At 72.2% G+C, this 24,405-nt stretch carries 19 protein-coding genes and 1 pseudogene; 11 read left to right on the forward strand and 9 right to left on the reverse strand.

Annotated features, from left to right (window positions below; translation table 11 throughout):
* Positions 1-193: pseudogene (locus ACFQ6S_RS20075) on the forward strand (hypothetical protein); the annotation flags it as partial.
* 63 nt (positions 194-256) lie between these two features.
* Entirely contained in the window at positions 257-577 is a 321-nt protein-coding gene (locus ACFQ6S_RS20080) for a hypothetical protein (RefSeq protein WP_383411147.1), read from the forward strand.
* Positions 578-887: 310 nt separating this feature from the next.
* On the opposite strand, the gene ACFQ6S_RS20085 is transcribed toward ACFQ6S_RS20080, so the two are convergent.
* Together ACFQ6S_RS20085 and ACFQ6S_RS20090 are read right to left on the reverse strand one after the other, a co-directional pair.
* Positions 888-1,196 carry a hypothetical protein gene (locus tag ACFQ6S_RS20085; RefSeq protein ID WP_383411150.1) on the reverse strand — a complete coding sequence of 103 codons (309 nt, stop codon included), beginning with the start codon at positions 1,194-1,196 and terminating at the stop codon, positions 888-890.
* 117 nt (positions 1,197-1,313) lie between these two features.
* The gene (locus tag ACFQ6S_RS20090; RefSeq protein WP_383411153.1) at positions 1,314-1,949 is read right to left on the reverse strand and encodes a hypothetical protein; all 636 of its coding nucleotides are present in this window, start codon (positions 1,947-1,949) and stop codon (positions 1,314-1,316) included.
* A 368-nt stretch (positions 1,950-2,317) separates the two neighbouring features.
* On the opposite strand from ACFQ6S_RS20090, the gene ACFQ6S_RS20095 reads away from it, so the two are divergent.
* The 8 genes from ACFQ6S_RS20095 (at position 2,318) to ACFQ6S_RS20130 (ending at position 11,799) form a co-directional block, all read left to right on the forward strand.
* Positions 2,318-3,457 (forward strand): glycosyltransferase, encoded by a 1,140-nt coding sequence (locus tag ACFQ6S_RS20095; protein ID WP_383411156.1) that lies wholly within the window; start codon positions 2,318-2,320, stop codon positions 3,455-3,457.
* The gene (locus ACFQ6S_RS20100) at positions 3,454-4,920 is read left to right on the forward strand and encodes an exopolysaccharide biosynthesis polyprenyl glycosylphosphotransferase (protein WP_383411159.1); all 1,467 of its coding nucleotides are present in this window, start codon (positions 3,454-3,456) and stop codon (positions 4,918-4,920) included. The genes ACFQ6S_RS20095 and ACFQ6S_RS20100 overlap by 4 nt, the downstream gene beginning before the upstream one ends.
* Before the next feature lie 63 nt (positions 4,921-4,983).
* Positions 4,984-6,297: an O-antigen ligase family protein gene (locus tag ACFQ6S_RS20105; RefSeq protein WP_383411321.1), complete on the forward strand. Its 1,314-nt coding sequence runs from the start codon at positions 4,984-4,986 to the stop codon at positions 6,295-6,297.
* Entirely contained in the window at positions 6,294-8,066 is a 1,773-nt protein-coding gene (gene murJ, locus ACFQ6S_RS20110) for a murein biosynthesis integral membrane protein MurJ (protein ID WP_383411162.1), read from the forward strand. The genes ACFQ6S_RS20105 and murJ overlap by 4 nt, the downstream gene beginning before the upstream one ends.
* On the forward strand, positions 8,056-8,847 hold the full coding sequence (locus tag ACFQ6S_RS20115; RefSeq protein WP_383411166.1) for a polysaccharide deacetylase family protein: 792 nt from the start codon (positions 8,056-8,058) through the stop codon (positions 8,845-8,847). The genes murJ and ACFQ6S_RS20115 overlap by 11 nt, the downstream gene beginning before the upstream one ends.
* Positions 8,844-9,986, forward strand: a complete 1,143-nt coding sequence (locus ACFQ6S_RS20120) for a glycosyltransferase (RefSeq protein WP_383411168.1) — start codon at positions 8,844-8,846, stop codon at positions 9,984-9,986. The genes ACFQ6S_RS20115 and ACFQ6S_RS20120 overlap by 4 nt, the downstream gene beginning before the upstream one ends.
* On the forward strand, positions 9,983-10,648 hold the full coding sequence (locus ACFQ6S_RS20125) for a lipopolysaccharide biosynthesis protein (RefSeq protein WP_383411171.1): 666 nt from the start codon (positions 9,983-9,985) through the stop codon (positions 10,646-10,648). Before ACFQ6S_RS20120 ends, ACFQ6S_RS20125 begins: the two co-directional genes overlap by 4 nt.
* On the forward strand, positions 10,645-11,799 hold the full coding sequence (locus ACFQ6S_RS20130; protein WP_383411174.1) for a GNAT family N-acetyltransferase: 1,155 nt from the start codon (positions 10,645-10,647) through the stop codon (positions 11,797-11,799). Before ACFQ6S_RS20125 ends, ACFQ6S_RS20130 begins: the two co-directional genes overlap by 4 nt.
* Here ACFQ6S_RS20130 and ACFQ6S_RS20135 read toward each other — a convergent pair.
* The 5 genes from ACFQ6S_RS20135 to ACFQ6S_RS20155 form a co-directional block, all read right to left on the reverse strand.
* Positions 11,759-13,102 (reverse strand): glycosyl hydrolase, encoded by a 1,344-nt coding sequence (locus ACFQ6S_RS20135; protein WP_383411177.1) that lies wholly within the window; start codon positions 13,100-13,102, stop codon positions 11,759-11,761. The two genes, ACFQ6S_RS20130 and ACFQ6S_RS20135, sit on opposite strands and share 41 nt — an antisense overlap.
* Positions 13,103-13,201: 99 nt before the next feature.
* Positions 13,202-15,136 carry an AMP-dependent synthetase/ligase gene (locus ACFQ6S_RS20140; RefSeq protein ID WP_383411180.1) on the reverse strand — a complete coding sequence of 645 codons (1,935 nt, stop codon included), beginning with the start codon at positions 15,134-15,136 and terminating at the stop codon, positions 13,202-13,204.
* A 418-nt stretch (positions 15,137-15,554) separates the two neighbouring features.
* Complete coding sequence (locus ACFQ6S_RS20145) at positions 15,555-17,096, reverse strand: von Willebrand factor type A domain-containing protein (RefSeq protein WP_383411183.1); 1,542 nt, start codon at positions 17,094-17,096, stop codon at positions 15,555-15,557.
* A 148-nt stretch (positions 17,097-17,244) separates the two neighbouring features.
* On the reverse strand, positions 17,245-18,108 hold the full coding sequence (locus ACFQ6S_RS20150) for an ABC transporter permease (protein ID WP_383411187.1): 864 nt from the start codon (positions 18,106-18,108) through the stop codon (positions 17,245-17,247).
* The gene (locus ACFQ6S_RS20155) at positions 18,105-20,753 is read right to left on the reverse strand and encodes a CocE/NonD family hydrolase (RefSeq protein WP_383411191.1); all 2,649 of its coding nucleotides are present in this window, start codon (positions 20,751-20,753) and stop codon (positions 18,105-18,107) included. The genes ACFQ6S_RS20150 and ACFQ6S_RS20155 overlap by 4 nt, the downstream gene beginning before the upstream one ends.
* A 116-nt stretch (positions 20,754-20,869) precedes the next feature.
* Between ACFQ6S_RS20155 and ACFQ6S_RS20160 the strand changes: the two genes are divergently transcribed.
* On the forward strand, positions 20,870-21,280 hold the full coding sequence (locus ACFQ6S_RS20160) for a GNAT family N-acetyltransferase (RefSeq protein WP_383411193.1): 411 nt from the start codon (positions 20,870-20,872) through the stop codon (positions 21,278-21,280).
* 15 nt (positions 21,281-21,295) lie between these two features.
* Here ACFQ6S_RS20160 and ACFQ6S_RS20165 read toward each other — a convergent pair whose 3' ends face one another.
* Both ACFQ6S_RS20165 and mmsA read right to left on the reverse strand, forming a co-directional pair.
* Positions 21,296-22,693 (reverse strand): APC family permease, encoded by a 1,398-nt coding sequence (locus tag ACFQ6S_RS20165; RefSeq protein WP_383411197.1) that lies wholly within the window; start codon positions 22,691-22,693, stop codon positions 21,296-21,298.
* Positions 22,694-22,893: 200 nt separating this feature from the next.
* On the reverse strand, positions 22,894-24,396 hold the full coding sequence (mmsA, locus tag ACFQ6S_RS20170) for a CoA-acylating methylmalonate-semialdehyde dehydrogenase (RefSeq protein WP_383411200.1): 1,503 nt from the start codon (positions 24,394-24,396) through the stop codon (positions 22,894-22,896).
* Between the last annotated feature and the right edge of the window lie 9 nt (positions 24,397-24,405).

Here is a 24,405-nt window from a genome sequence, read left to right on the forward strand (position 1 = left end):
CATCGTGAAGGCCCCTCAGCAGGGCCTCGTCATCGTCAACGGCACCGTCGTCAACGCTCCCTGCGCCGTGCCGTGGCACAACGGAGCCGTCCTCGGCGTCACCCTCGGAAAGAACTCGCGCTACGCCGCCTGCAACACCAACCACGTCAACCAGTCGAACGACGGCTTGGTCACCAGCGGCCTCCTGGCCTGACCCCTGCACCGAGTAATTCGGAGCAGGTAAACCCCACACGCAGCCCGGAAAGGCTCTCAACTCATGCGTAAGAAGGTTACGGCCCTCTCCGCCCTCGCCGCAGGCATCGTCCTCGCGACCGGCGGCACCGCTGCGGCCGACGGAGACACCATCTCGGCCAAGGGCGGCAAGGACTTCTCGTCCGGCCCGGTCATCGTGAAGGCCCCTCAGCAGGGCCTCGTCATCGTCAACGGCACCGTCGTCAACGCTCCCTGCGCCGTGCCGTGGCACAACGGAGCCGTCCTCGCCGCCACCCTCGCGCCGAACTCGCGCTACGCCGCCTGCAACACCAACAAGATCGACCAGTCGCAGGACGGCGTGTACTACAGCGGCCTTCTGCTCTGAGCGGTGCTTCGCCCCATGGCGGTTCGCTGGAATCCCGGTGAACCGCCATCGGCGTTTCGCACACCCGTCGGTACAAAGCCGTGGGCCCTGTCCGCATCGGAGAGCGGACAGGGCCCACGGCTTCTTATGGAAAGCGCCGGCAAGGAGGAAAGCGCGCCCATTCACAGGGACCAACGGAGCCGCCGTACGAACGGTCACCCTGAATCGTCCGTTCGGCCCAACGGCGAAGACAATCACACTCCGCCACACAGACCGAAGGGCCGGCTCCGAGAATACGGAGCCGGCCCCGATCAACATCAGTTGGGCGAAGTCACCTGTTGAGCGGAAGACCGCCGAGCAGCCGGCCGTCGACGGGGTTCGGCAGGGTGCCGCCCAATACGGGGGTCTTCACCATGCCCGAGTCCTTCACACCCGTCTTCACCTTGTCCGCGGTGCGCTTCACATTGTTGCCCACGTAGCCCGTGGGCACCTTGGCCGCGGTGGGGAGACTGCGGGCGACCGTCTTACCGTTCTCGACGAGGCCGTGCCCCGACATGTCCGCAGCCGAGGCGGGGACAGCGGCGCCACCGGCAATGGCAAGGGAGCCGGCGACCACGGCAGCAGCCTTCAGGTTCTTCATCGTGTTCCTTCCAGGTAATTCCGGTCTCAGTTCTCCCGGGCTAACGACGGGGGAAGTGCTCTGGAAACTCTGCGGCCGGAACTTCCGGGAACTCATACGAAAAGACCCGTTGTGATATCAGGCGGGCGGCAGGCCACGGTCGACGAGGGTGCCGACGGTGACGTTCGCGAGGGCCTCGACCACACTGACGGCCGAGGTGTCGACCTTCTCGGAGCTGCCGGACGTGAGCACGCTCAGCAGCGATTCGAGCGCCTTGCCGAGTGCGCCGAGGGCGTCACCCGTGACGTTCGTCAGCAGGACGGGCTCCTGTGCGGTCTCCGTGGCTTCGTCGAGGCTCTCCTTCTTGGCCGCCTCGGCTTCCTCACGGGCCTCCTCGACGTCCTTCCTGGCCTCGGCGAGCACGTCGTCCAGGTCCTGCAGGGCTTCCTTTCTCTCCTGTTCGGCTTCCTCGTAGGCCTCCTGCACCTCCTTCCTGGCCTCGGCGACGGCCTCCTTGGCGGCGTCGGCGAGCTCCTTCGCCTCGGCCTCGGTGAGCGGGTCGTCGTCCGCTTCGACGGCGCTGTTCACCAGGCGGGTGACCGGGGTCAGCGCGGTGCCGAGGCCGGCCAGCACCTTGGCCTGGTCCTGGCGCGCGGTCCGGGTGTCGGCGCGCCCGGCGTCGGGAGTGGCCGCGAGCGCGGGCGCCGCCGTTCCCAGAAGGAGGGCCGCGCAGAGGGTCGAAGTGGCTATGTGCCGGGCGGTCGGTGCGGGCATGGAGTTCTCCTTGTGTGTTTTTCGGATCGTGCGATCACCGTGAAACCCGCACGGCGCGCCCGCAACCGGTCAGCCCTCCGAAGGGCCAAGGTCGTGCCGATCGGGTGGCGGCCCGGTTTCACACTGCCCGGCGACTCCGAATGGGTGGTCCGGCGCGTGAATCAAGTCGGAAGACGCTGCCGTTCCAACACTGTTGACCGGATAGAAGATAAATATGGATAAGTGGCTGGTAGTGCTAATCCGCTGAATCAGGAAGCCGGTTTGCCCCTCAGACCCTCCCGAACAGGCCCGGGATCTTATATCGGGAACGCGAGCCACACATCGTGTTACTGGTTCGGACTCATTTCTTCGGAAGGGCAGCATCGGTCATGCGCATCGCGCCGCACATCCTGCACGTCGCCCAACCCGTCGAGGGAGGTGTCGCGCGTGTCGTGACGGACCTGGTCGCGGCGCAACTCGCCGCGGGGCTGCGGGTGACCGTGGCCTGCCCGCGGGGCGGCACGCTGGCGTACGACGTACGCGCACTGGGCGGCCGGGTGCAGCGCTGGGACGCGACCCGGTCACCGGGGAGCAGGCTCCCGGGCGAGGTACAGCGGCTGGCGCGGCTGGTGCGTGACGTACGGCCGGACCTGGTGCACGCGCACAGCGCGAAGGCGGGGCTCGCGGCCCGGCTCGCGGTGCGCGGCGCGCTGCCGACCGTGTACCAGCCGCACGCCTGGTCGTTCGAGGCCGCGGAGGGCGTCGTCGCCCGGCTGGCCCTGGGCTGGGAGCGGTTCGGCGCGCGGTGGGCGACGCGGGTGCTGTGCGTGAGCGAGGCCGAGCGGCGTACCGGGCACCGGTCCGGCATCTCGGCCCGATGGCATGTGGTCCCCAATGGTGTCGACACCGGCCTGTTCCGGCCGGAGGGGAACCGTGCACGCTCCGCTGCGGGTCCGCTCGTCGTGTGCGTGGGCCGGCTGTGCCGTCAGAAGGGGCAGGACCTGCTCCTGGCGGCCTGGCCCGAGGTGGTGCGGCAGGTGGCCGGGGCCCGGCTGGTGCTGGTCGGCGACGGTCCGGACGCTGAGCGGCTGCGGCGCGATGCGCCGGCGTCGGTGGAGTTCGCGGGCGGGACGCCCGATGTCGCCGACTGGTACCGGGCCGCCGACGTCGTCGTCCTGCCGTCCCGCTGGGAGGGCATGGCGCTCGTCCCGCTGGAGGCCATGGCGTGCGGTCGGCCGGTCGTCGTATCGGACGTGGCCGGGGCGCACGAGAGCCTTCCGCCCGGCCATCGGCCGTCCTGCCTGGTCCCTTCGGAGGACCCCGGAGCCCTGGCCCAGGCACTGATCGCGCTGCTGCAGGACGAGCCGCTGCGCGCGGCGCTGGGCGCACAGGGCCGTACGCATGTGCTCCGAGCGCACGAGCTGCGCGGAGCCACGGAGGCAGTGACCGACCTGTACCGCGAGCTGCTCGGCCTCGTGACCGCGCAGGTCGTCGGTCCCAACGAGGGCAGAAAGTGCATCACCACATGACCGCGGAAAGTACCGTTGCCTCACCGGCGGAGCACCAGCGGGTGCCCAAGCGCGCCGTCTCCGTCCTCGCCCCGCGCGGCCCCGCCGCCGGACGCCGGGGAACGCCCGGACGGGGAACCCGTCGTCCGCGCCGGACCTCCCCGGCACCCCTGTGGCTCGTCGACGGCGGTGCCGTCCTGCTGGGCGCCCTGGTCCTGCCCGCGCCGCACAGACACCCGCTGGTCGTCGCTCTGCTGGCGCTCGGCGTGCTGGGGCTGAACCGGCGGGCCGCGCTGTACGGCACCTCCGCCGTGCCCGGCCCGCTCGACGAACTCCCCGCCGTCTGCGGCCGGATCGCCGTCGCCTGGGCCGCCGTGGTGGCGCTCTCCCCGCTGCGCTCGCTGCCGCTCGCCGTGCTGGTCACCGCCGTGGCCATGCACTGCGCGGTGGCCTGCGGCGGCCGGGCCGCGGTGCATGGGCTGCGGCGCCGGACACTGCGGCGCCGGCCCTGTCCCGCGCTGGTGGTCGGCCCGCTCTCGACGGCCCGGCTCGTCTCGGCCGCGCTGCTGCGCCAACCCGACTGCGGAGTACGGCCGGTGGGCCTTGTCGCCGACGACCCCGAGGTCCTGGGCGGCGCCGAGAACGAGCCCGAACTGCCGGTGCTCACCACGGCGTTGGAGGCGCGGCGGGCACTCGTCCAGAACGGGGTGCGGACCGTGCTCGTCGTGGGCGCCGCGACCCGGGTGGAGAAGGACGCCGTACTGCGGGCGCTGGCCGGGCACGGCTGCGTGCTGTGGGAACTGGACGCGGACTCGCCGTCGTACGGCATGGGCGGGCAGCTCCGGGGAGCGGGGCATCTGGCCGGGTTCTCGCGCAGGTTGCTGCGGCCCCAGGGCGGGCGGCGGGTCGGCGGTGCGGGCAAGCGGACGCTCGATGTGGTGTTCTCCGGATCGCTGCTGGTGCTGACCGGCCCGGTGCTGCTGGTGTGCGCGCTCGTACTGCGGGCCATGGACGGGCCGGGCGTGGTGTTCCGGCAGGAGCGGATCGGCAAGGACGGACGGCCGTTCACGATGCTGAAGCTGCGCACCCACCGGCCCGCCAGCGCGCACGAGGCGGCGACCCGCTGGAGCGTGGCCGACGACCAGGACATGAGCCGCTTCTGCCACTTCCTGCGCCGCACCTCGCTGGACGAGCTGCTCCAGCTGTGGAACGTCTTCCGCGGCGACATGAGCCTGGTCGGCCCCAGACCCGAACGCCCTTACTTCGTCGCCAAGTTCAGCCAGGCCCATCCGGGCTACCCGGCGCGGCACCGGATGCGGACCGGGATCACCGGGCTCGCGCAGATCAACGGGCTGCGCGGTGACACCTCGATCGAGGACCGGTGCCGCTACGACAACGCCTACATCGACAACTGGTCGCTGTGGCAGGACATCTGCATCCTGCTGCGCACGGCGGCCCAGTTCGTCCGGCCGACGGGGAGCTGAGGGCCGGTGAGCACTCCCACGGCGGCTCCTCCTACTCCCCCGCTCGCGCTGCCGACGCCGGCGCTGCGCCGGGTCCGTTCCGTCCTGCCCCGTCCGGTGCTGCCCTTCCTGCCGGTGCTGCCGGTCGTCGCGGTCGTCGTCCTGCTGGGGCTGCCGGTCGCGCCGGACAGCGCCGCCTCGCCCGCCGACGCCGCGTCGGGGCTGCTCGTGCTGTGTGCCCTCGGCCATGCCGTGCTGCGGGCGCGGCGACCGCTCACGCGGACCGCGTTGATGGTGTTCGGGCTGCCCGTGGTGGGCATCGCGGTCGCCGCCGCCGGGGCGATGACCGCCGGTGACGCGATCACCGGACTGGCCCGCTACGTCCAGGTGTTCGTGCTCGTCCCGGTCGCGGTACTGCTGCTGGTGCGCGACCGGCGGGACATCCGGCCGGTGCTGTGGTCCCTGGTCGGCCTCGCGCTGTGGCAGGGCGCGATCGGCGTGAAGCAGTACCTCACCGCGACCGGCGCCTCGTACCAGGGAGCGAACATCCGCGCGGTGGGCACCTTCGGGCCGTCGGACGTGATGGGGATGGCGAACGTCGTCGCCCTCGGGATCGTGGCCGCGACCGGTCTCGCACTCGGGGCCCGCGAGCGGCGCCAGCGGGTCGTGGCGGCCCTGTGCGCACTGGCGCTGCTCTTGCCGCTCGCGCTGTCCTTCAGCCGGGGTGCCTGGATCGCCACGGCCGTGGCGTGCGGGGCGCAACTGCTGCTGGCCGGGCTACGGCGGGCGGCGAAGGTGTTCGCCGCGGCCGCGGCGGTGACGGTGGTGCTGGTGGGCGGGTTCGGCGTCGGCGCCACGGCGCTGGAGGAGCGGCTGACCAGCATCACGCAGGTAACCGACGCGCCGGACCAGTCGGTCATCGACCGCTACACCATGTGGGCGGCGGCTGCCGACATGTGGCACGAGCATCCGGTGTCCGGGGTGGGCCTGAAGGCCTATCCGGCGCACCGGGACGGGCATGCCTCGCTCGCGCTGTCGTCGGGCAGCGACACCGGTGGCGCGGGCCAGGCCTTCCGCCGCCAGCCCCTGCTCTCCCCGCACAACATGTACCTGCTGGTGCTGAGCGAGCAGGGCCTGCTGGGCCTGCTCACGGTCGTGGGCAGCTGGCTGGCCCTGCTGCTGCTCGCGTTGCGCCGGATGCGGCGAACCGGCGGGCGCCTGCGGGCCGTCGGCCTCCCGGTCTGCGGACTGCTGCTGTGGCAGCTCGTCAACTTCGCGTACGCCGACATCGGCGGCCCCTCCACCATCATCACCGCCGTCTGCTTCGGCCTCGCCTCCTGGTGGGCGTTGACCGATGGCGAGACGACGGCCCCGGCGACGGAATCGGCGGCACGATGAGGCCCCGGCCGACCACCACCGAGGACGCCCCCGACCGAGCGATCGGCAGGGACGACGCCCCCCAGCAGGGCAGCCACCCCGGCACCGGCACCCCGCTCCCGCCCGGCCGTCGTCCCGCCCCGGCGGCCGGGACCGCCGCCGGCAGCCGCCCCGTCCCGCCGGCCCCGCAGCGAACGGGCGCTCCCTCGGGCCGGTTTCTCGCCCGCGCGACCCTGCTGTCCGCCGCGCTGTCGATGGCCGGGGCGCTGCTCGGGCTCGGGCGGGACCAGGCCCTCGCGCATCTCTTCGGGGCGGGGGCCGAGAGTGACGCGTTTCTGGTCGCCTGGACGGTGCCCGAGATGGCGTCGACGCTGCTGATCGAGGACGGGATGGCGTTCCTGCTGGTGCCCGCGTTCAGCGTGGCGCTGGCGCGGCGGGCGCGCGGGGCCGGCTCGCCCGACCCGGTGCGCGCCCTGGTCGCCGCCTCGCTGCCGCGGCTGTGCCTGGCCCTGGCCGGTACGGCCGCGGTGCTCGCGGCCGGGGCGCCGGTGCTGGTCTCCGTTCTCGCGCCCGGCCTGTCCGACCCGTCCCTGGCGGTGTCCTGCACCCGGCTGACCGCGACGTGTGTGCTGAGTTTCGGACTGGCGGGGTACTGCAGCGCGGCGCTGCGGGCCCACCGCAGCTATCTCGCCCCGGGTGCCATCTACATCGCGTACAACATCGCGATCATCACCACGATGTCCGTGCTCGCTGCACGGTGGGGCGTACGGTCCGCCGCCCTCGGTGTCGCGATCGGCGGGTGCCTCATGGTCGCCGTACAGGCGCCGACCCTGTGGCGGCGGATCGCCGCGCGGCCCGCACCGCCCACGTCGGCGTCCCTGTCCGAGGAGGAGGGGGACGGCGGCCGGTCGGTCGCGATGGGGCTCGTCCTCGCGGTGCTGCTGTTCGTCCTGTGCCGGCAGTCGCAGGTGCTCATCGAGCGGTACTTCGCCTCCGGGCTGCCCGACGGAGCCATCTCGCACCTCAACTACGCCCAGAAGGTCGCGCAGTTGCCGATGTCGCTGTCGATGATGGTGTGCGTCGTCACCTTCCCGGTGGTCGCTCGGGCCATCGCCGAGGGCGACACCCGGCGGGCCGGGGAGCGGGTCGAGCGGGACCTGGCGCTGATCGCCTGCATCGTGCTGCTCGGTGCCGCCGTGGTCCTGGCCTGCGCCCCGCAGCTCGTCCAACTGCTGTTCCAGCGCGGCGCGTTCACCGCGCAGGACACCGCCGCCACGGCCGCCGTCATGCGGGTGTACGCGCTCGGGCTGCTCGGCCAGACGCTGGTGGGGGCGCTCGTGCGGTCGTACTTCTCGACCGGCCGCACCACCTGGTTCCCGCTCGGCGCGATGGGCGCGGGCGCGTTCGTGACCGTCGTCATCAGCGCCTGGGCCGTGGGCCCCTGGGGTGCCCGCGGTATCGCCGCGGGCAACGCGGCAGGCATCACGCTCACCGCGCTGCTCCTGCTGCTCGGGCTGGGGCCGCGCGCCGTGCCCGTGGGCGTGCGCCGGGTGGTCGTCGAGCTGGCGCGGCCGGTGCGGGCGGCGGTCTGCGCCACCGGGGCCGGGCTGCTCTGCGCGGGGCTGTTCGACTCGCCCGCGGCCTCCGTCGCCGCCTGCTGCACGTCCGTGACCGTCGTCTTCCTGCTGCTGGCCTGGGCCCTCGACGCGGCGGGTGCCCGGTCCCTCCTACTTTCCGTCACGCATTCCGTCCGTAGCTCCGTCACACGAAAGCTTCGCCATGGTCGCTGACATCACCGCCGCGCCGCGCGCGGTGGAACCCGAACCCCAACCGGTCCTCTGGGGACGCCCGAGGCGGCAGCCCGCCGCCTGGGTGGCCATGTACCACTCCGTCTCCAACTGCCCGGACGACCCGTACAACATCACCGTCACCCCCGGGCGCCTGCAGCGGCAGTTCGCCTGGCTGACCCGGCGCGGCCTGCGCGGGGTCAGCGTGCGCGAGCTGCTCATGGCGCGCGCCCTCGGCCAGGAGCGCGGCCTGGTGGGGCTCACCTTCGACGACGGGTACACCGACTTCGTCACCACCGCGCTGCCCGTGCTGCACCGCTGGGGCTTCACGGCGACCGTGTTCGTGCTGCCCGGGCTGCTGGACAGCGAGAACGTCTGGGAGTCCACGGGCCCGCGCAAGCCGCTGCTCGACGAGGAGGGCATCCGCTTCGCCGCGGACGCGGGCATGGAGATCGCCTCGCACGGACTGACCCACGTCGATCTGACCATGGCCGACGACGAGGTGCTCCACATGGAGGTCGCCGGCAGCCGGTACCAGCTGGCGGAGATCATCGACGACGACGTCGAGGGCTTCTGCTACCCGTACGGCCATCTCGACGAACGGACCACCGACGCCGTGCGGCGGGCCGGTTACCGCTATGCCTGCGCGATCAAGCCCGGCCCGGCCGACTACGGCGACTTCGCGCTGCCCCGTATCCACATCGGGGAGGCGGACTACTCGATGCGGCTGGAGCTGAAACGACATCTGGCCCCGCTCTGCGGCCGCGCCGTGGAGGCGGTGTGAGGGCCCTGCACGTCATCACCGGACTCGGCGTCGGCGGGGCGGAACAGCAGCTGCGCCTGCTGCTGCGGCACCTCCCCGCGCAGTGCGACGTGGTGACCCTGACCAACCCCGGCCCGGTCGCCGCGGGCCTGACCGCGGACGGTGTGCGCGTCACCCACCTGGGGATGACCGGCAACCGCGACCTGGCCGCCCTCCCCCGCCTGACCCGGCTGATCCGCGAGGGCGGCTACGACCTGGTGCACACCCACCTGTACCGGGCCTGTCTGTACGGCCGGCTCGCGGCACGGATCGCGGGCGTCCAGACCGTCGTGGCCACCGAGCACTCCATCGGCGCCACCCGGCTGGAGGGCCGCCCGCACACCGCGCGCGTGCGCGGGCTGTACCTGGCCGGCGAGCGCCTCGGCCACACCACGGTGGCCGTCTCCCCGACCGTGGCCGAACGGCTGCGGCACTGGGGTGTGCCCGGGCAGCGCATCCGCGTCATCCCGAACGGCATCGACGCGCCCCGGTTCCGCTACGACGCGGTGCTCCGCAGGGAGGCACGGGCGAGACACGGGCTGCCCGAGGACGCGTTCGTCGTCGGCGGTGTGGGGCGGCTCGCGCCCGGCAAGCGCTTCGACCTGCTGGTGCAGGCGCTGGCCCTGCTGCCCGGCGACGTATGGCTGTTGCTGGTCGGCGGTGGGCGCGAGGAGACGACGCTGCTGCGCACCGCCCGGGATCTGGGGGTCGCGGGCCGGGTGGTGCTCGCCGGCGAGCGGCCGTATCTGCCCGAGTCCCGTGACGAGGCGCCGGGCCTGGTCGCCCTGCTCTCCGCGATGGACGTGCTCGCCTCGCCGTCGCCGGAGGAGTCCTTCGGCCTGGCCGTGGTGGAGGCGCTGGCGGCCGGACTGCCTGTGCTGTACGCGAGCTGTCCCGCCGTCGAGGACCTGCCGCGGGACGCGGCGCCCGCCGCACGGCGTGTCACGGGCGGCGCCGGGGCGTATGCGCGCGAGCTGCTGCGGCTGCGGTCCGCGGGGCCGGACGAACGGGCCGTCCCGGACGTCGTACGCCACTACGACATCGCGCGCACCGCACGGCAGCTGATGGATCTGTACACGGCCGCTCTGTCCGGCTCGAACCTGGAAGTGAGTCCCTCATGACGGACAACCCCGGTGGGCGTGGCCCGCTGTCCGACCGTACCGGCGCGAAGCGGCTGCCCCTGTGGTGGTGGCTGCCGGCCGGCGCACTGATCGGTGCCGTGGCCGGCGGCGCCTACGGCCAGTTGCGACCGCCCCAGTACACGGCGACCAGTTCCGTCGTCGCCGTTCCCAACGGCAGGACCGACGCCGACTGCACCGACGCGCTCGGCTTCGCGCAGGCGTACGGCCGCGTGGCCAAGCAACTCGCGGTGCTCGGGGACGCGCAGGTGTGGGCGGGGGTGCCGGTGTCGACGATGCGCGAGAGCGTGGACGTCGCGACCTCGCCGGACGCGCCGATGGTCGCGGTCTCGGCGACCTCGTCGAGGCCCGCCGAGGCGGTCGACATCGCCAACGCCGTGTCCCTCGCGCTGCTCACCCACGCGGACCACACCAAGGACGCCACCGGCATCAAGCTGGAGCGTCTCTCGCGGGCCCTGAAGCCCACCGAGCCGTCGTCCGCGTCCCCCGCGCTGACCGCGCTGGTGGGCGCGAGCGCCGGCGGGCTGCTGGGCGGACTCGGGCTGCTGGCCCGGCCGCGGCGGACCGAGGACGACGACGACACGGGCCGGGCGTCGGTACCCAGCCCCGCCAACGCCGCCGACGCCCACGGGACGCGGGGATGACGGCGTCGAGCAGCGCGCTGTCGGTGGAGGTGTGCACCGACGGGGACGCCTTCGCCGAGCTGGCCGGGGACTGGGACCGCCTGTACCGGGCGTGCCCGTCCGCGACGCCGTTCCAGAGCCACGCCTGGCTGCACTCGTGGTGGCTGTCGTACGGCAGACCGGGCACGCTGCGGCTCGTCCTGGTGCGCCGGGGCGGTGAACTGGTGGCGGCGGCTCCGCTGATGCGGGTGCGCCGGCCGCTGCCGGTGCTGGTGCCGATCGGCGGGGACATCACCGACTTCTGCGACGTGCTCGTAGACGAGTCGGTGGGCGAACCGGGCGCCGCGGCACTGGCGGACGGCCTGGCCGACCTGGCCCGCACCGCCCTCGTCGACTTCGGCGAGGTGCGGCAGGGCGGCGCGATGGAGCGGGTGTACCTCTGCTGGCGCGGCCCACGGCACCGCACCCGCGACTCGGTGTGCCTGGACCTGCCCGCCCTTCCGATGAGCGAGCTGGTCGGGCGGCTGCCGACGGCGCGCGCCCGGCGGATCCGCGGCAAGGTGAACCAGGTCCGCAAGCTCGGCATCGAGTGGCGCGTCGTCCCCCACGACGAGACCGAGGCCGCGCTGCGCCGGCTCCTCGAACTGCACCGGTTGCAGTGGGAGGGCAGACAGGTCTCGGCGGAGCATCTGCGGCCGCGTTTCATGGAGCACCTGGTCCGGGCGGCGGTCCCGCTGGCCCGCACCGGGGACGCCTCGACGACGGAGTTCATGCTCGACGGCTCGGTGGTGGCGGTCAACATCATGCTGCGGTCAAGGCAGTTGGCGGGCATGTACCTGTACGGCTTCCACCCGCAGCTGCGCCGGCGCAACGTGGACGTGGCGACGATGCTGCTGGAGGCGACCACGGGGCACCTGGAGTCCGCCGAGGGCAGGGTGCCCGGCCAGGTGCGGACGCTGAGCATGCTGCGCGGCGACGAGCCGTACAAGTACCGCTGGTGTCCCGAGAGGGCCGTCAACCAGCGCTTCCTGCTGGCCCGGCGCCGCACCCTCCCGCTGCTGGCGGCCGCCATCGCCGAGGACGCCGCCCGGCGCCGGGCCAAGAAGCTCCTGCGCGACCGCTCCGGCCCCGCTACGGCCGATGGCGCTCCGCCCACTGAAGACAGACGGTGAGCTCGCCGCCGGCCTGGTGCTCCAGCCACTTCTCGAGGTCGACCGGCGTGCACCGGGGAAGCTTGGAGGGCTGGGCCGTGGGCGTCCGCGACGACGTCGAGGCCGGTTCCGCGCTCTGCCCGGGGTTCGAGCTCTGCCCGGGTTCGGAGGTCTGACCGGCCTTCGGGTCCTGCTCCGGCGGGACCGGGGCGGGGACCGACGGCCCGGGCTTCGGCTGCGGCAGGACGGGTGTGGACAGCAGCACGCGGTACAGGGCGGAGGCGCGGGGGTTGTCGGAGCACAGCCACACGCCGTGCGGGCAGTAGTCGGTGATGGTGTTGTACAGCGGCTTGTGCTGGTCCATCCAGGCCAGCATGCGCAGCATGTACCTGATGTTGTCGCCGTTGCGGAACAGGCCCCACTCGGGATACGAGATCGGCTTGCCGTGTCTGCGCGCGAAGTCCACGTGGTGCTGGAGGCCGTAGGGCTCGGACACCTGCTCGTCGAAGCCGAGGCCGCGCGGCTGGTCGTAGGCGTCCATGCCGACGATGTCGACGACGTCGTCGCCCGGGTAGCACTCCGGCCAGGCAATCGCGTCCATGCCGCGGCTCGGGGCGAAGTCGAACTTGAACCGCTGTCCGTCGACCGAGCGCATGACGTCGACGATGCGCCGCCAGTACCGCTTCCAGCTGTCCGGGTCGGGGCCGCAGCGGTGGGTGTAGGTGGTGCCGTTCATCTCCCAGCCGAGCACGATGACCGTGTCCGGCACGCCCAGGTCGACCAGCCGCTCGGCCAGTGTCTCGAAGTGCTCGTCGAAGGCACCGGCGGCGGCGCGGCGCAGCAGCTCGCGGACGGTCGCGTCGGGGAGGTGCTGCTCGTTGCGTTCCATCATCGGCACGTTGAGCACGAGCATCCGGTCGGCCTTCGCGCGCCGCCACTCGGCCCAGCCGTCGAGGAAGCCGTGCGCGCCCTCGATGTTGTGCCACACGTCCCCGGGCAGATAGGTGTGCCCCACGCGCGGCTCCTGACCGCCCAGCCAGCGGGTGAGCTCCTGCATGCGCTGCACCCCGGTGGGCCCGTAGTGCAGGTACGCGCCGAACGCGGGGCCCTGGGCGGGTGCGCCCTGCGGGGCGTACGCGCCGTCCGCGGATGACGGGGACGGAGACGGGGCGTGGGCCGTCGCGCTCGCGGGATGCTGCGGATCGGGGTGGGACGGGGCGTCGACGCCGAAGGCCGTGCCGGGGGCGAGGGCGGCCGACGCGACCACTGCGGCGGTGAGGAACGCCGGCCCTCTGGGGGTGGACCGGCGACGGTCAGGGGCCATGCGTCCTCCTCGATGCGCGCCTCGGTGCGCTCCTCTCACTTAGTGATACGTAGTCATATCCGCCTCCGGCGCACCATCCGAGTGCGGCCGAACGGGCCGTCAGCTGCGGTACAGCGTCTCGATCTCGTCCGCGTACGCCCTGGTCACCGCGTGCCGTTTGACCTTCAGGGACGGGGTGAGCATGCCGTTGTCCTCGTTGAACTCGCCCTCGACCAGGACGAACGCGCGGATCGACTCGGCCCGGGAGACGGCCTCGTTGGCGTAGTCGACGGCCCTCTGGACGTCGGCGCGCAGCCGGGGGTCCCGGATCACCTCGGAGAGGGGGGTGTCGGCCGGCAGCTTGCGTACGGTGAGCCAGTGGGTCATCGCGTCCGGGTCGAGGGTGATCAGGGCGCCGATGAAGGGCCGGTTGTCGCCGACGACGAGGCACTGGCCGATGGGTGAGCGGCTGCGCAGGCGGTCCTCCAGGACGGCCGGGGAGACGTTCTTGCCGCCGGAGGTGACGAGGATGTCCTTCTTGCGGCCGGTGATGGTGAGGTAGCCGTCCTCGTCCAGGGCTCCGAGGTCTCCGGTGGCGAACCACTCGTCCTGGAGCACGGCGTCGGTGGCGGCCGGGTTGTTCCAGTACGAGCCGAAGACGATGCCGCCCTTGATGAGGATCTCGCCGTCGTCGGCGATGCGGACAGCGGTGCCGGGGACGGGGCGGCCGACGGTGCCCGGACGGGGCTTGAGGGGCGGGACGATGGTGGCGGCGGCCGTCGTCTCCGTCAGGCCGTAGCCCTCGTAGACGAGGATGCCGGCGGCGTAGAAGAACAGGTTGAGGTTGCGGTCGAGGGGGGAGCCGCCGCTGATGGCGTAGCTCATGCGGCCGCCGAGTTCCTTGCGGACGCGGCGGTAGACCAGCAGGTCGTACAGGGCCCAGGCGGCGTAGAGGCGGATGCCGGGGCCCTTGCCCGTGCCGAGGAACTTGTTCAGGTAGGCCTCGCCGAAGCGGACGGCGATGCGGTCGGCTCGGTCGAAGGAGGCGGCGCGGCCCATCTTCTCGGCGGTCGCCCGGCCGGTGTCGTGGATCTTCTCGAAGAGATACGGGACTCCGACGAGGAAGGTGGGGCGGAACTCCTTTAGGGCGGGGCGGAGTTCGTCGGGCTTGATGCCCGGGCAGTGGCCGATCTCTATGCGGGCCATCAGACAGGCGATCTGGAGGCTGCGGCCGAGGATGTGGGCTAGGGGGAGGAAGAGGAGGGTGGAGGCTGTCTGGTGGGTGACCTCCTTGAAGATCGGGTGCAGCAGTTCGACCGTGTTGGCGGCCTCGGCGTGGAGGTTGGCGTGGGTGAGGACGCAGCCCTTGGGTCGGCCGGTGGTGCCGGAGGTGTAGCAGACGGTGGCGATGGTGTCGGGGGTGAGGGCTGCGCGGCGCTTGGTGACGTCTTCGTCGGGGAGGTGGTGGCCGAGGGCGGTGAGGGAGGTGAGGGCTTGGGAGGGTTCTTCGCCCTCCAACTGCCATATGCGCGGGTGCTGTTGATGGTCGGCGGTGGCGCTTGTGACCGTCTCGGTGTTCTCTTGCGTCTCGGTGATGACGTGGTGTGCGCCTGAGTCGCGGACTATCCAGTCGACCTGGTCCGCTGAGGAGGTGGCGTAGATGGGGACCGTCTGGCCGCCGGCCGCCCAGATGGCGAAGTCGAGGACCGTCCACTCGTAGCGGGTGCGGGACATGACGGCTACGCGGCCGCCGGGTTCGAGGCCGGCGGCGATGAGGCCCTTGGCGACGGCGGTGACTTCGCGGGCGAAGTCTGCGGCGGTGATCGGGTGCCAGGTGCCGTCGGTCTGTCGGCGGCGGAGGACCACCGCGGTGGGGGCCTCGGTCGCGTTGGTGAAGGGCAGGTCGGCGATGCTGCCGGTGGTGGGGTGGGGGGCGAGGGGTGGGGTGCGGGCCTCGCGGACCACGCCGTGGTCGTCCTTGACGATCTCGACCGTGACGCGGTCCATCAGGTCGGTGCGCTGCTTCGCCCGCTTCAGATCCTTGCGTACGCCCATGTCGGCTCCCGGTGCCCGTCGGACTTACTGGGGGGTCAACTTACTCGCGCGTAGCTGGGGGTCAATGCCTGCGGCGGCCCGCTTCGGGTGGGGTGGGGGTTCGCGTAGCGCCTGCGGTGTGCGTTGTGGGTCGGGGCCGTGCCGGGGGGTGTCCGTCCTCGGTCGGGCGGTTGCCGTCGGGCAGGGAGGCGGGCGTTCGTTGACGCCCGCCGCTGCGGGCGGACACCCCCCGGCACGGCCCCTTGCCGCCGTACGCGACAGTCGGCCCGGTGGGGCCGGGCCGCACCATGCAGCCCGTCCGGCGTTTGAGGACGAGGCCCCTTCAGGGCCGACGGGGGTCCCGGGGGCTCCGCCCCCTGGTGGGGTCGAAGGGGCGAAGCCTCTGGGGATGGGACGGGTAGGGGCGGCGGGGGCGAGGTCAGTCCTGGGAGGTCAGGGTGCTGGCCTTCTGGATCGCGTTGGCCAGGTGGTGTACCTCGTCATCCTCCGTTGCCCTCGCCAACTCCGAGGCCCGGTCGGCCAGTTGGGTGAGGGGGGACGCGCCAGGAAGGGCCGTCCAGGTGTCCGCGCCCCGGCGGAGCGCGTCCGCGAAGTACGCCGCCGTGGCCGTGACCTGGAAGCGGGAGCTCGCGGCCCAGACGGAGGGCTGGAGGGAGCCGGACTCCAGACGGCCCGACTCCTCGTGCGGCGCCCGCGTCCCGGGGTCGAGCCAGCGGACGCTCGCCGTGGCGAGGTGCCCCTCCGTGCCGGGCCGGGTGTGGACGGCGTACAGGGCGGTGACGGTGTGGCCGGGGCCGACCTCGCCGCCGTCGACGCTGTCGTCGCGGAAGTCGTCGTCGGCCACCTCACGGTTGTCGTAGCCGATGAGACGGAAGTCGGACACCGTCGCCGGGTCGAAGGCGATCTGGGCCTTGGCGTCACGGGCGGTCAGGTCGATGTTGCGCGGAAGATCGTCGCAGAAGAGTTCGCGGGCCTCGTCGGGCGTCGAGACGTACGCCGTGTGGCCGTCGCCCCGGTCCGCGAGGCGTTCCATCAGGGCGTCGCCGTAGTCGCTGCCGACGCCCACCCCGAAGAGGGTGATGCCGTGCTCGCGGCGTTCGGACTCGATGCGTTCGAGGATGGTGTCCGGGTCGGTGTCGCCGGTGTTGGCGAGTGCGTCGGAGATCAGTACGACGCGGTTCGTGGCGCCCTCGCGAAGGCCTTCCACGGCCGTCTCGTAGCCCGTCTCCATGCCTGCGCCGAGGTTGGTCGAGTCCGTGGGCTCCAGGGTGGCTATCGCATCGTGGATGTCCTGCCGGTTGCCGGCCAGGCGGGTCATCGGCAGGACCCGCTCCGCCTCGTCGCTGAAGGTGACGATCGCCACCGAGTCGTCGTCGCCCAGCCGGTTCGTCATCACATCGAGGGAGTCCTTGGCCAGGTCGAGGCGGCCCGGTTCGGCCATGGAGCCGGAGATGTCGATGACGAAGGTGAGGGCGGCGGGCGGGCGTTCGCCGGTGTCCGGGGCGGGGCGGGTGGCCAGGCCCACGCGGACCAGGGACCAGTCCTCGTCGGCGGTGCGGGCGCCGTCGACGGTGACGGAGAAGCCGTTGCCGTCGGGGCGGTCGTAGTCCTGGCGGAAGCTGTTGACGAATTCCTCGGGCCGGACCGTCGAGGGGTCCGGCAGGCGGCCCTCGGCGAGGGTGCGGCGGGCGTAGCCGTAGGAGGCGGTGTCGACGTCGAGGGCGAAGGTGGAGAGGTAGTCGGGGGCCGGCGCGAACTCGCGGGACTCCGCGGTGTCGTCGTTGTTCTTGTCTTCGCCTGTGGCGCCGTTGCCGTTGTTGTGGTCGGGGGCCGGGCGGCCGGTGGGGTAGGTGCTGTTGTCCGCCTTGGAGTTCCCGCTGTCCCCTCCGCCGCAGCCGGTGAGCAGCAGGCCTGCCGCCGCGGTGAGTGCCAGGAGTCCTCGTATTCGGTATCGCTCCATCTTCCGTGCCCCCTTGGTCCGTTGACGTCGACTTTCTGTGACTGTGACGGGCCGGGGGGCCGGAACGTGCGTGACGGAGCGTTGCGGATGCGTCTCGAAGAGGGCACGGGGACCGGCGGTCGAGACCGGTGGGTGATCTTCCGGTGACCTACGAGACGATGTCCTTGCGGGCGAAACCGCGGAAGGCCAGCGCGAACAGGACCAGGGCGTACGTTATGGAAATCGCCGTGCCCTGGATCATGCCGGACCACTCGGGAGTGGGCTGTACGGCGTCCGCCCACGCGAACTGCCAGTGCGCGGGCAGGAAGTGACGCCAGTCGCCGAGCGCGGTCACCGCGTCGAGGACGTTGCCGACGATCGTCAGACCCACCGCGCCGCCGACCGCGCCGAGCGGGGCGTCCGTCTTGGTCGAGAGCCAGAACGCCAGGCCCGCGGTGACCAGTTGGGACACGAAGATGTACGCCACGACCACCAGCAGGCGCTGCGCTGCCGTGCCGGTGTCGAGTGAGCCGCCGGTGGGGATCTGCAGCGGGCCCCAGCCGTACGCCGCCGTGCCCACGGCCAGCGCGACCAGCGGCAGCAGGACCATCGCGGCCAGGCTCAGACCGAGCGCGACCACGAGCTTGGACCACAGCAGGCGCGCCCGGGGCACGGGCGCCGCGAGGAGGTAGCGCAGGGAGGACCAGCCGGCCTCCGACGCCACGGTGTCCCCGCAGAACAGCGCGACGGGGATCACCAGCAGGAAGCCCGCGGAGACGAACAGGTTCACGGCGGCGAAGTTCGCGCCGGACGCCGTGGCCGTGTCCATCAGGGTGATGCGGTTGCCGCCGCCGTCCGGTTCGCCGCCGATCGCGAACGCCGCGACCAGGACGAACGGCAGGACGGCGAGGATGCCGAACATCACCAGCGTGCGGCGGCGCTTCAGCTGGCGGACCAGTTCGACCCGGAGGGGCAGCGTACGGCCCGCCCGGTAGCCGGAGGCGACCTCGGTGCGCTCGGTGAGCGTGCTCATGCGGAGCCTCCGATCAGGGTGAGGAAGGCGTCTTCCAGGCGGCGGTGCGGGCCGACCGACTGGACGGGCACTTCGAGGCGGACCAGTTCGGCGACCAGCCGGGTGGCGCTGCCGTCCGGGTCGAGGCGGACGAGCAGTCCGTCGTCGGTGCGGACGGCCGAGGCCACGCCCGGCAGGGCCGCGACCTTCTCGACGACCGGCTCCTCGAGGGCCGTGGCCGTGCCGACGAGCAGCGTGTCGCCGGAGCCGACGATCTCGCCGACCGGGCCCGCCTGTACGAGGCGGCCGCGGTCCATCACCACGAGGTGGGTGCAGGTCTGCTCGACCTCCGCCAGGAGATGGCTGGAGACGATCACCGTGCGGCCGGCGGCGGCATAGCGGATCATCACCTGGCGCATCTCGCGGATCTGGGGCGGGTCGAGGCCGTTGGTCGGTTCGTCCAGGATGAGGAGGTCCGGGAGGCCGAGCATGGCCTGCGCGATGGCCAGGCGCTGGCGCATGCCCTGGGAGTACGTGCGCACCGCGCGGGCCAGCGCGTCGCCGAGGCCGGCGATCTCCAGCGCCTCGTCGAGGTGGGCGTCCTGCGGCGGGCGGCCCGTGGCCTGCCAGTACAGCTCCAGGTTCTCCCGGCCGGAGAGGTGCGGCAGGAAGCCCGCGCCCTCGACGAAGGCGCCGACCCGGGAGAGGACGGGCGCGCCGGGGCGGATGGCGTGACGGAAGACGCGGACCTCGCCGGCGTCCGGCTTGATCAGGCCCATCAGCATGCGCAGGGTCGTCGTCTTGCCCGCGCCGTTCGGGCCGAGCAGTCCGAGGACCTGGCCCTTCTCGACGCGGAAGGAGAGGTCCCGTACCGCGTAACGGTCCTCAGAACCCGCGTACCGCTTGCTCAGGTCGGTGATCTGGAGCGGGACCTCGGCCAGTTCGGGGTCGGGCGGCGGGGTGGCGGTGCGGCGGCGGGCGGTCACGAGCAGGGCCAGGGCGACGCCCGCCCCCGCGAGCGGCAGCCACCACACCCAGGACGGCAGCGGGGCGGCGGCGGTGCTCACGCCGGGGGCGGTGGGGACGGACAGGTCGCTCTTCAGTGAGACCGTGTACGTCGCCGGCGAGACCGGGGAGGCGTAGCCGAGGTCGGTGGAGGAGACGACCAGGCGCAGGCGGTGGCCGCTCTCGATGTCGTGGTCGATGGCGGGGAGCGTGATCGTCACGTCCTTGCCGGCCTTGGCGTCCTCGACGCGCAAGGGTGTGACCAGCTGGGACGGCAGCACCTGCTGGGTGCCGCCGGGGCCGACGTCGTAGACCTTGGCGAAGAGCACCGCGTCCTCGCTGGTCGACTTCACGTGCACGGTCGCCTTCGGGGAGCCGGTGATGCGCAGGTTGTCGGCGACCGGCGCCGACTCGAAGGCGGCGAACTGGCCGGGGAAGTCCAGGGACACCCCAACGCCCAGCGAGGACAGCTGGGCGAGGCCTCCGGAGCCGCCGAGGCCGGGCAGGGCCGAGACGGCGGGCGGGCTGGCGCCGGCCGGGTTGGCGAAGCTCTGCTCGCCGCCGGCGAGGCGGAAGGACTTCGGGCCGCTGCCCAGGCCGGGGTAGGAGTCCGCGCTCGCGCCCCGGAGCAGGGCCTGGCCGTCGGTGGAGTCGACGCCTCCGGTGCGGGTGACACGGAAGGCCGGGCCCGTGTCGGTGCCCTTGTCGTCCTTGAGGTAGCGGTCGAACCAGGACTGGACGCGGGCCTGGATCCGGCCGGTCTCCATGTCGCCGCCGTCATGGCCGCCGGCGATCCAGTCGACGTCGACCGGGGCGCCGTTGGCGCGGATCGCCTGCGCGGCCCGGTCGGCCTGGCCCAGCGGGAAGAGGGAGTCGGACTGGCCCTGCATCAGCAGGGTGGGGACCTTGATGCGGTCGCCGACGGCGGACGGCGAGCGCTCCTGCAGCATGCTGCGGGCCTGCGCGTCCGGGGTGCCGGACTCGGCGACCCGTTCGTACATCTCGCAGATCTGCTTCTCGAACTTGTCGCAGCCGCCGGCCGAGTTGACGAAGATGCCCGCCCAGAGCTTCTTGAACACGCCGTTCGGGAACAGCGCGTCCGCGAGGTTCCAGTACGTGATCGCCGGGGCGATGGCGTCCACGCGGTCGTCGTATCCGGCGGCCAGCAGGGAGATCGCGCCGCCGTAGGAGCCGCCGGCCATGCCGACGCGCGGGTCGCCGGTCTTGTCGAGCTCGATCTGGGGCTGCTTCGCCAGCCAGTCGAGCAGCCCGGAGACGTCGGCGACCTCGCCCTTGGGGTCGTTCAGCCCGACCTCGCCGGTCGACCGCCCGAAGCCGCGGGCCGACCAGGTCAGGACGGCGTACCCGTCCCGGGCCAGGTCCTCGGCCTGCTGCCGTACGTCGTCCTTGCTGCCGCCGAAGCCGTGCGCGAGCAGGACGGCGGGGCGGCGGCCGCTGTCGGCGGCCGTGAAGTACGAGGTGTCGATGCGCACCCCGTCCCCCATGTCCATGACCCGGTCGGCACGCCGCACCGCGGGCGCGCCGTCGTCCGCGACGGCCGTCCATGTCCCCGCACCGGCCACGACCACGACAGCGGCCGCGGCGGCCAGCAGCCGCCGCGGCCTCCGTAGCGCACGGAGCCCGGGCAATCGAAGATCCATGGTTCAACGGTACGGGGCGAACCTGTCGGCAAGTTATCTACCGGAGGCCGAACCCCGGCCCCTCCCAGGGAAGTACGAGCCCGCTCCCGCGTACACCAGCCGTGGTACGAAGGCACATGGACATCCGCCGGGGCACCACCCTCGCCGAGGTCGCCGCCGCCGAGCATCTGTTCGATCACCCGGTGCGCACCGAGTGGGCCGAGCGGTTCCTCGGATCCGGCGGTCACCATCTCCTCGTGGCCTATATGGACGGCGAGCCGGTGGGTTTCGTCAGCGGGGTCGAGACCGTGCACCCGGACAAGGGTGCCGAGATGTTCCTGTACGAGCTGGGGGTGGCCGAGCCCTATCGGCGGCGGGGCATCGGGCGGGCGCTGGTGCGGCGGCTCGACGCGCTGGGGCGTGAGCTGGGGTGCTACGGGATGTGGGTGCTGGTCGACACCGGCAACGACGTCGCCCTCGCCACCTACCGGAGTGCGGGTGGCAAGGACGACGGGTCGTGCTCGGTGGTGACGTGGGACTTCGGCTGATCCCCCGGCCCTCGGTCAGTCCTGCGCGTCCTCCGGGACCGTCACCAGCCACCGCGTCTCGCGCCGCGGGCGCAGGTACAGGGCCCAGTAGAGGGTGGCCGCGGCCGTGATGCCGCCGGTCCACAGCAGATGGGCCGTCTCCTGCTGGGTGAGGATGTAGCCGAGGACCGCGATCAGCAGGACGGGCATCGCGGGCCACAGCGGCATCCGCCACGCGCGTGTGTGCCGGTGCGCGCCGCGCCGGGCGAGCAGGGCGGCGACCGCGACGAGCAGGTACATGCCGGTCACGGAGACGCCCGTGACGCCGTACAGGGTGTCGAGATCGACGAAGCACAGGGCGGCGCCGGGCACGCCGACCGCGAGGGTGGCGACCCACGGGGAGCCGAAGCGGCCGAGCTTGGCGAGGACGTCGTTCACCGGCTCGGGCCAGGCCTTGTCGCGGGCGGAGGCGAACAGCACGCGGGAGTTCTGGATGACCATGACGATGCCCGCGTTGATGATCGCCAGGGCCACGCAGAGGCTGACGAAGGTGCCGACGGCGGAGTTGGACCAGGCGGTGACCATGGAGCCGATGTCGCCGCCGGTCAGTTCACCGAGGTCCGCCGCGCCCAGGGTGATGGCGACGACCGGGACCAGGATGATCACGGCGGAGATGGCGAGGGTGGCCAGCACCGTGCGGGCGACGTTGCGCCGCGGGTTCTCCAGCTCCTCGGAGAGGTAGACGGCCGTCGAGAAGCCCTGGGTGACGAACAGGGCGATGGCGAGCCCGGAGACGATCAGCAGGGCCGTCACGGTGTCCGTACGGCCGTCCGCGCCGGCCACGTCCATCGAGACCAGGCTGGCGGGGCCCCGCTCGGCGTGGGCGAAGCCCAGCACCGCCACGACGGCCGCGGCGATGACCTCCAGGACCAGGAAGACGCCGGTGATCCAGGCGTTGGCGCGCAGATCGAGCAGACCGGCGAGGGTGGCGAGCAGCATGACGCCGGCGCCGGTCATGGCCGGGTCGAGGTGGACGATGGGGGCGAGGTAGTCGGCGGTGCCCATCGCGATCACCGGCGGGACGACCATGACGACCAGCAGGGACAGCACGAACACCAGCCAGCCCGCCAGCCGTCCGGCCAGCGTGGACACCATGGCGTACTCGCCGCCGGCGCTGGGGATGAGGGTGCCCAGCTCCGAGTAGCAGAACGCCACGGCGACGCACAGCAGGGAGCCGATGGCGATGGTGAGGGCGGTCGCGGTGCCGAGCGAGCCGAAGAGGTCCGGGACGACCACGAAGAGGGTGGAGGCGGGTGTCACGCAGGAGAGCGTGAGCAGGGTGCCGCCGACCACGCCGATCGAGCGCTTGAGCTTCTTGGGGCCGTGAGACGCCTCGACGACGGCGCCCTCGACGGGGGTGAGGGTGTCGGTCACGAGGGGGATGCAACATTGACGGAAACCGTCACGTCAATGGGTGTTCACCTACGGAATCCGTGGCCGGAGAGCGCGATTTCGCGCGTTAACGTTGCGTCAAGGCTTGGAGCACAGCGGCTTCGGGGCGTGCGGGAACCGCAGCGTGCGCCCGCAAAAAAATGGGGCCGTCCGCGATGCGGACGGCCCCGGGACGCTCGGCGTCAGTGGTTGCGCGGGAAACCGAGGTCGACGCCGACGGGGGCGTCGGCCGGGTCGGGCCAGCGGGTGGTGACGACCTTGCCGCGGGTGTAGAAGTGCGTGCCGTCGTTGCCGTAGATGTGGTGGTCGCCGAAGAGCGAGTCCTTCCAGCCGCCGAAGCTGTGGTAGCCGACGGGGACCGGGATCGGGACGTTCACGCCGACCATGCCGGCCTCGATCTCCAGCTGGAAGCGGCGGGCGGCGCCGCCGTCCCGGGTGAAGATCGCGGTGCCGTTGCCGAACGGCGAACTGTTGATCAGCGCCACGCCGTCCTCGTAGGTCTCGGCGCGCAGCACGCACAGGACGGGGCCGAAGATCTCGTCCTGGTAGGCCTTGGCGGTGGTCGGGACCTTGTCGAGCAGCGAGATGCCGATCCAGTGGCCGTCCTCGAAGCCGTCGACCGTGTAGCCGGTGCCGTCGAGGACCACCTCGGCGCCGTCGGCCGCGGCGCCGGTGACGTAGGAGGCGACCTTGTCACGGTGGACGGCGGTGATCAGCGGGCCCATCTCGGAGGTCGGGTCGTTGCCGGGGCCGATCTTGATCTTCTCGGCGCGCTCACGGATCTTGTCGACCAGCTCGTCGCCGATCGAGCCGACCGCGACGACGGCGGAGATGGCCATGCAGCGCTCTCCGGCGGAACCGTAGGCGGCCGACACGGCGGCGTCGGCCGCCGCGTCCAGATCGGCGTCCGGCAGCACCAGCATGTGGTTCTTGGCGCCGCCGAGGGCCTGGACGCGCTTGTGGTTGGCGGAGGCCGTGGTGTGGATGTAGCGGGCGATCGGGGTCGAGCCGACGAAGGAGACGGCCTTGACGTCCGGGTGCTCCAGGAGGCGGTCGACGGCCACCTTGTCGCCGTTCACGACGTTGAAGACGCCGTCCGGCAGACCGGCCTCGGCGAGCAGCTCGGCGAGCTTCAGCGAGGCCGAGGGGTCCTTCTCGCTCGGCTTGAGCACGAAGGTGTTGCCGCACGCGATGGCCAGCGGGAACATCCACATCGGCACCATCGCCGGGAAGTTGAACGGCGTGATGCCCGCGACGACACCGAGCGGCTGCCGGATGGACGAGACATCGACACGGCTCGCGACCTGCGTCGACAGCTCGCCCTTCAGCTGCACGTTGATGCCACAGGCCAGGTCGACGATCTCCAGACCGCGCGCCACCTCACCGAGCGCGTCGGAGTGCACCTTGCCGTGCTCGGCGGTGATCAGCTCGGCGATCTCGTCCCGGTGGGCGTCCAGCAGCGCACGGAACTTGAACAGGATCGAGGTGCGCTGGGCCAGCGACGACTGGCCCCAGGTCAGATACGCCTCCTTGGCGGCGGCGACGGCGGCGTCCACCTCGTCGACCGAGGCGAAGGCGACCTTCGTGGTGACCGCGCCGGTCGCCGGGTCGGTGACCGGCCCGTACGTACCCGACGCCCCTTCGGCGGTCTTGCCGCCGATCCAGTGGTTGACGATCTTCGTCATGACCGGTAA

The organism is Streptomyces sp. NPDC056479 (assembly GCF_042795335.1).
Lineage (GTDB): Bacteria > Actinomycetota > Actinomycetes > Streptomycetales > Streptomycetaceae > Streptomyces.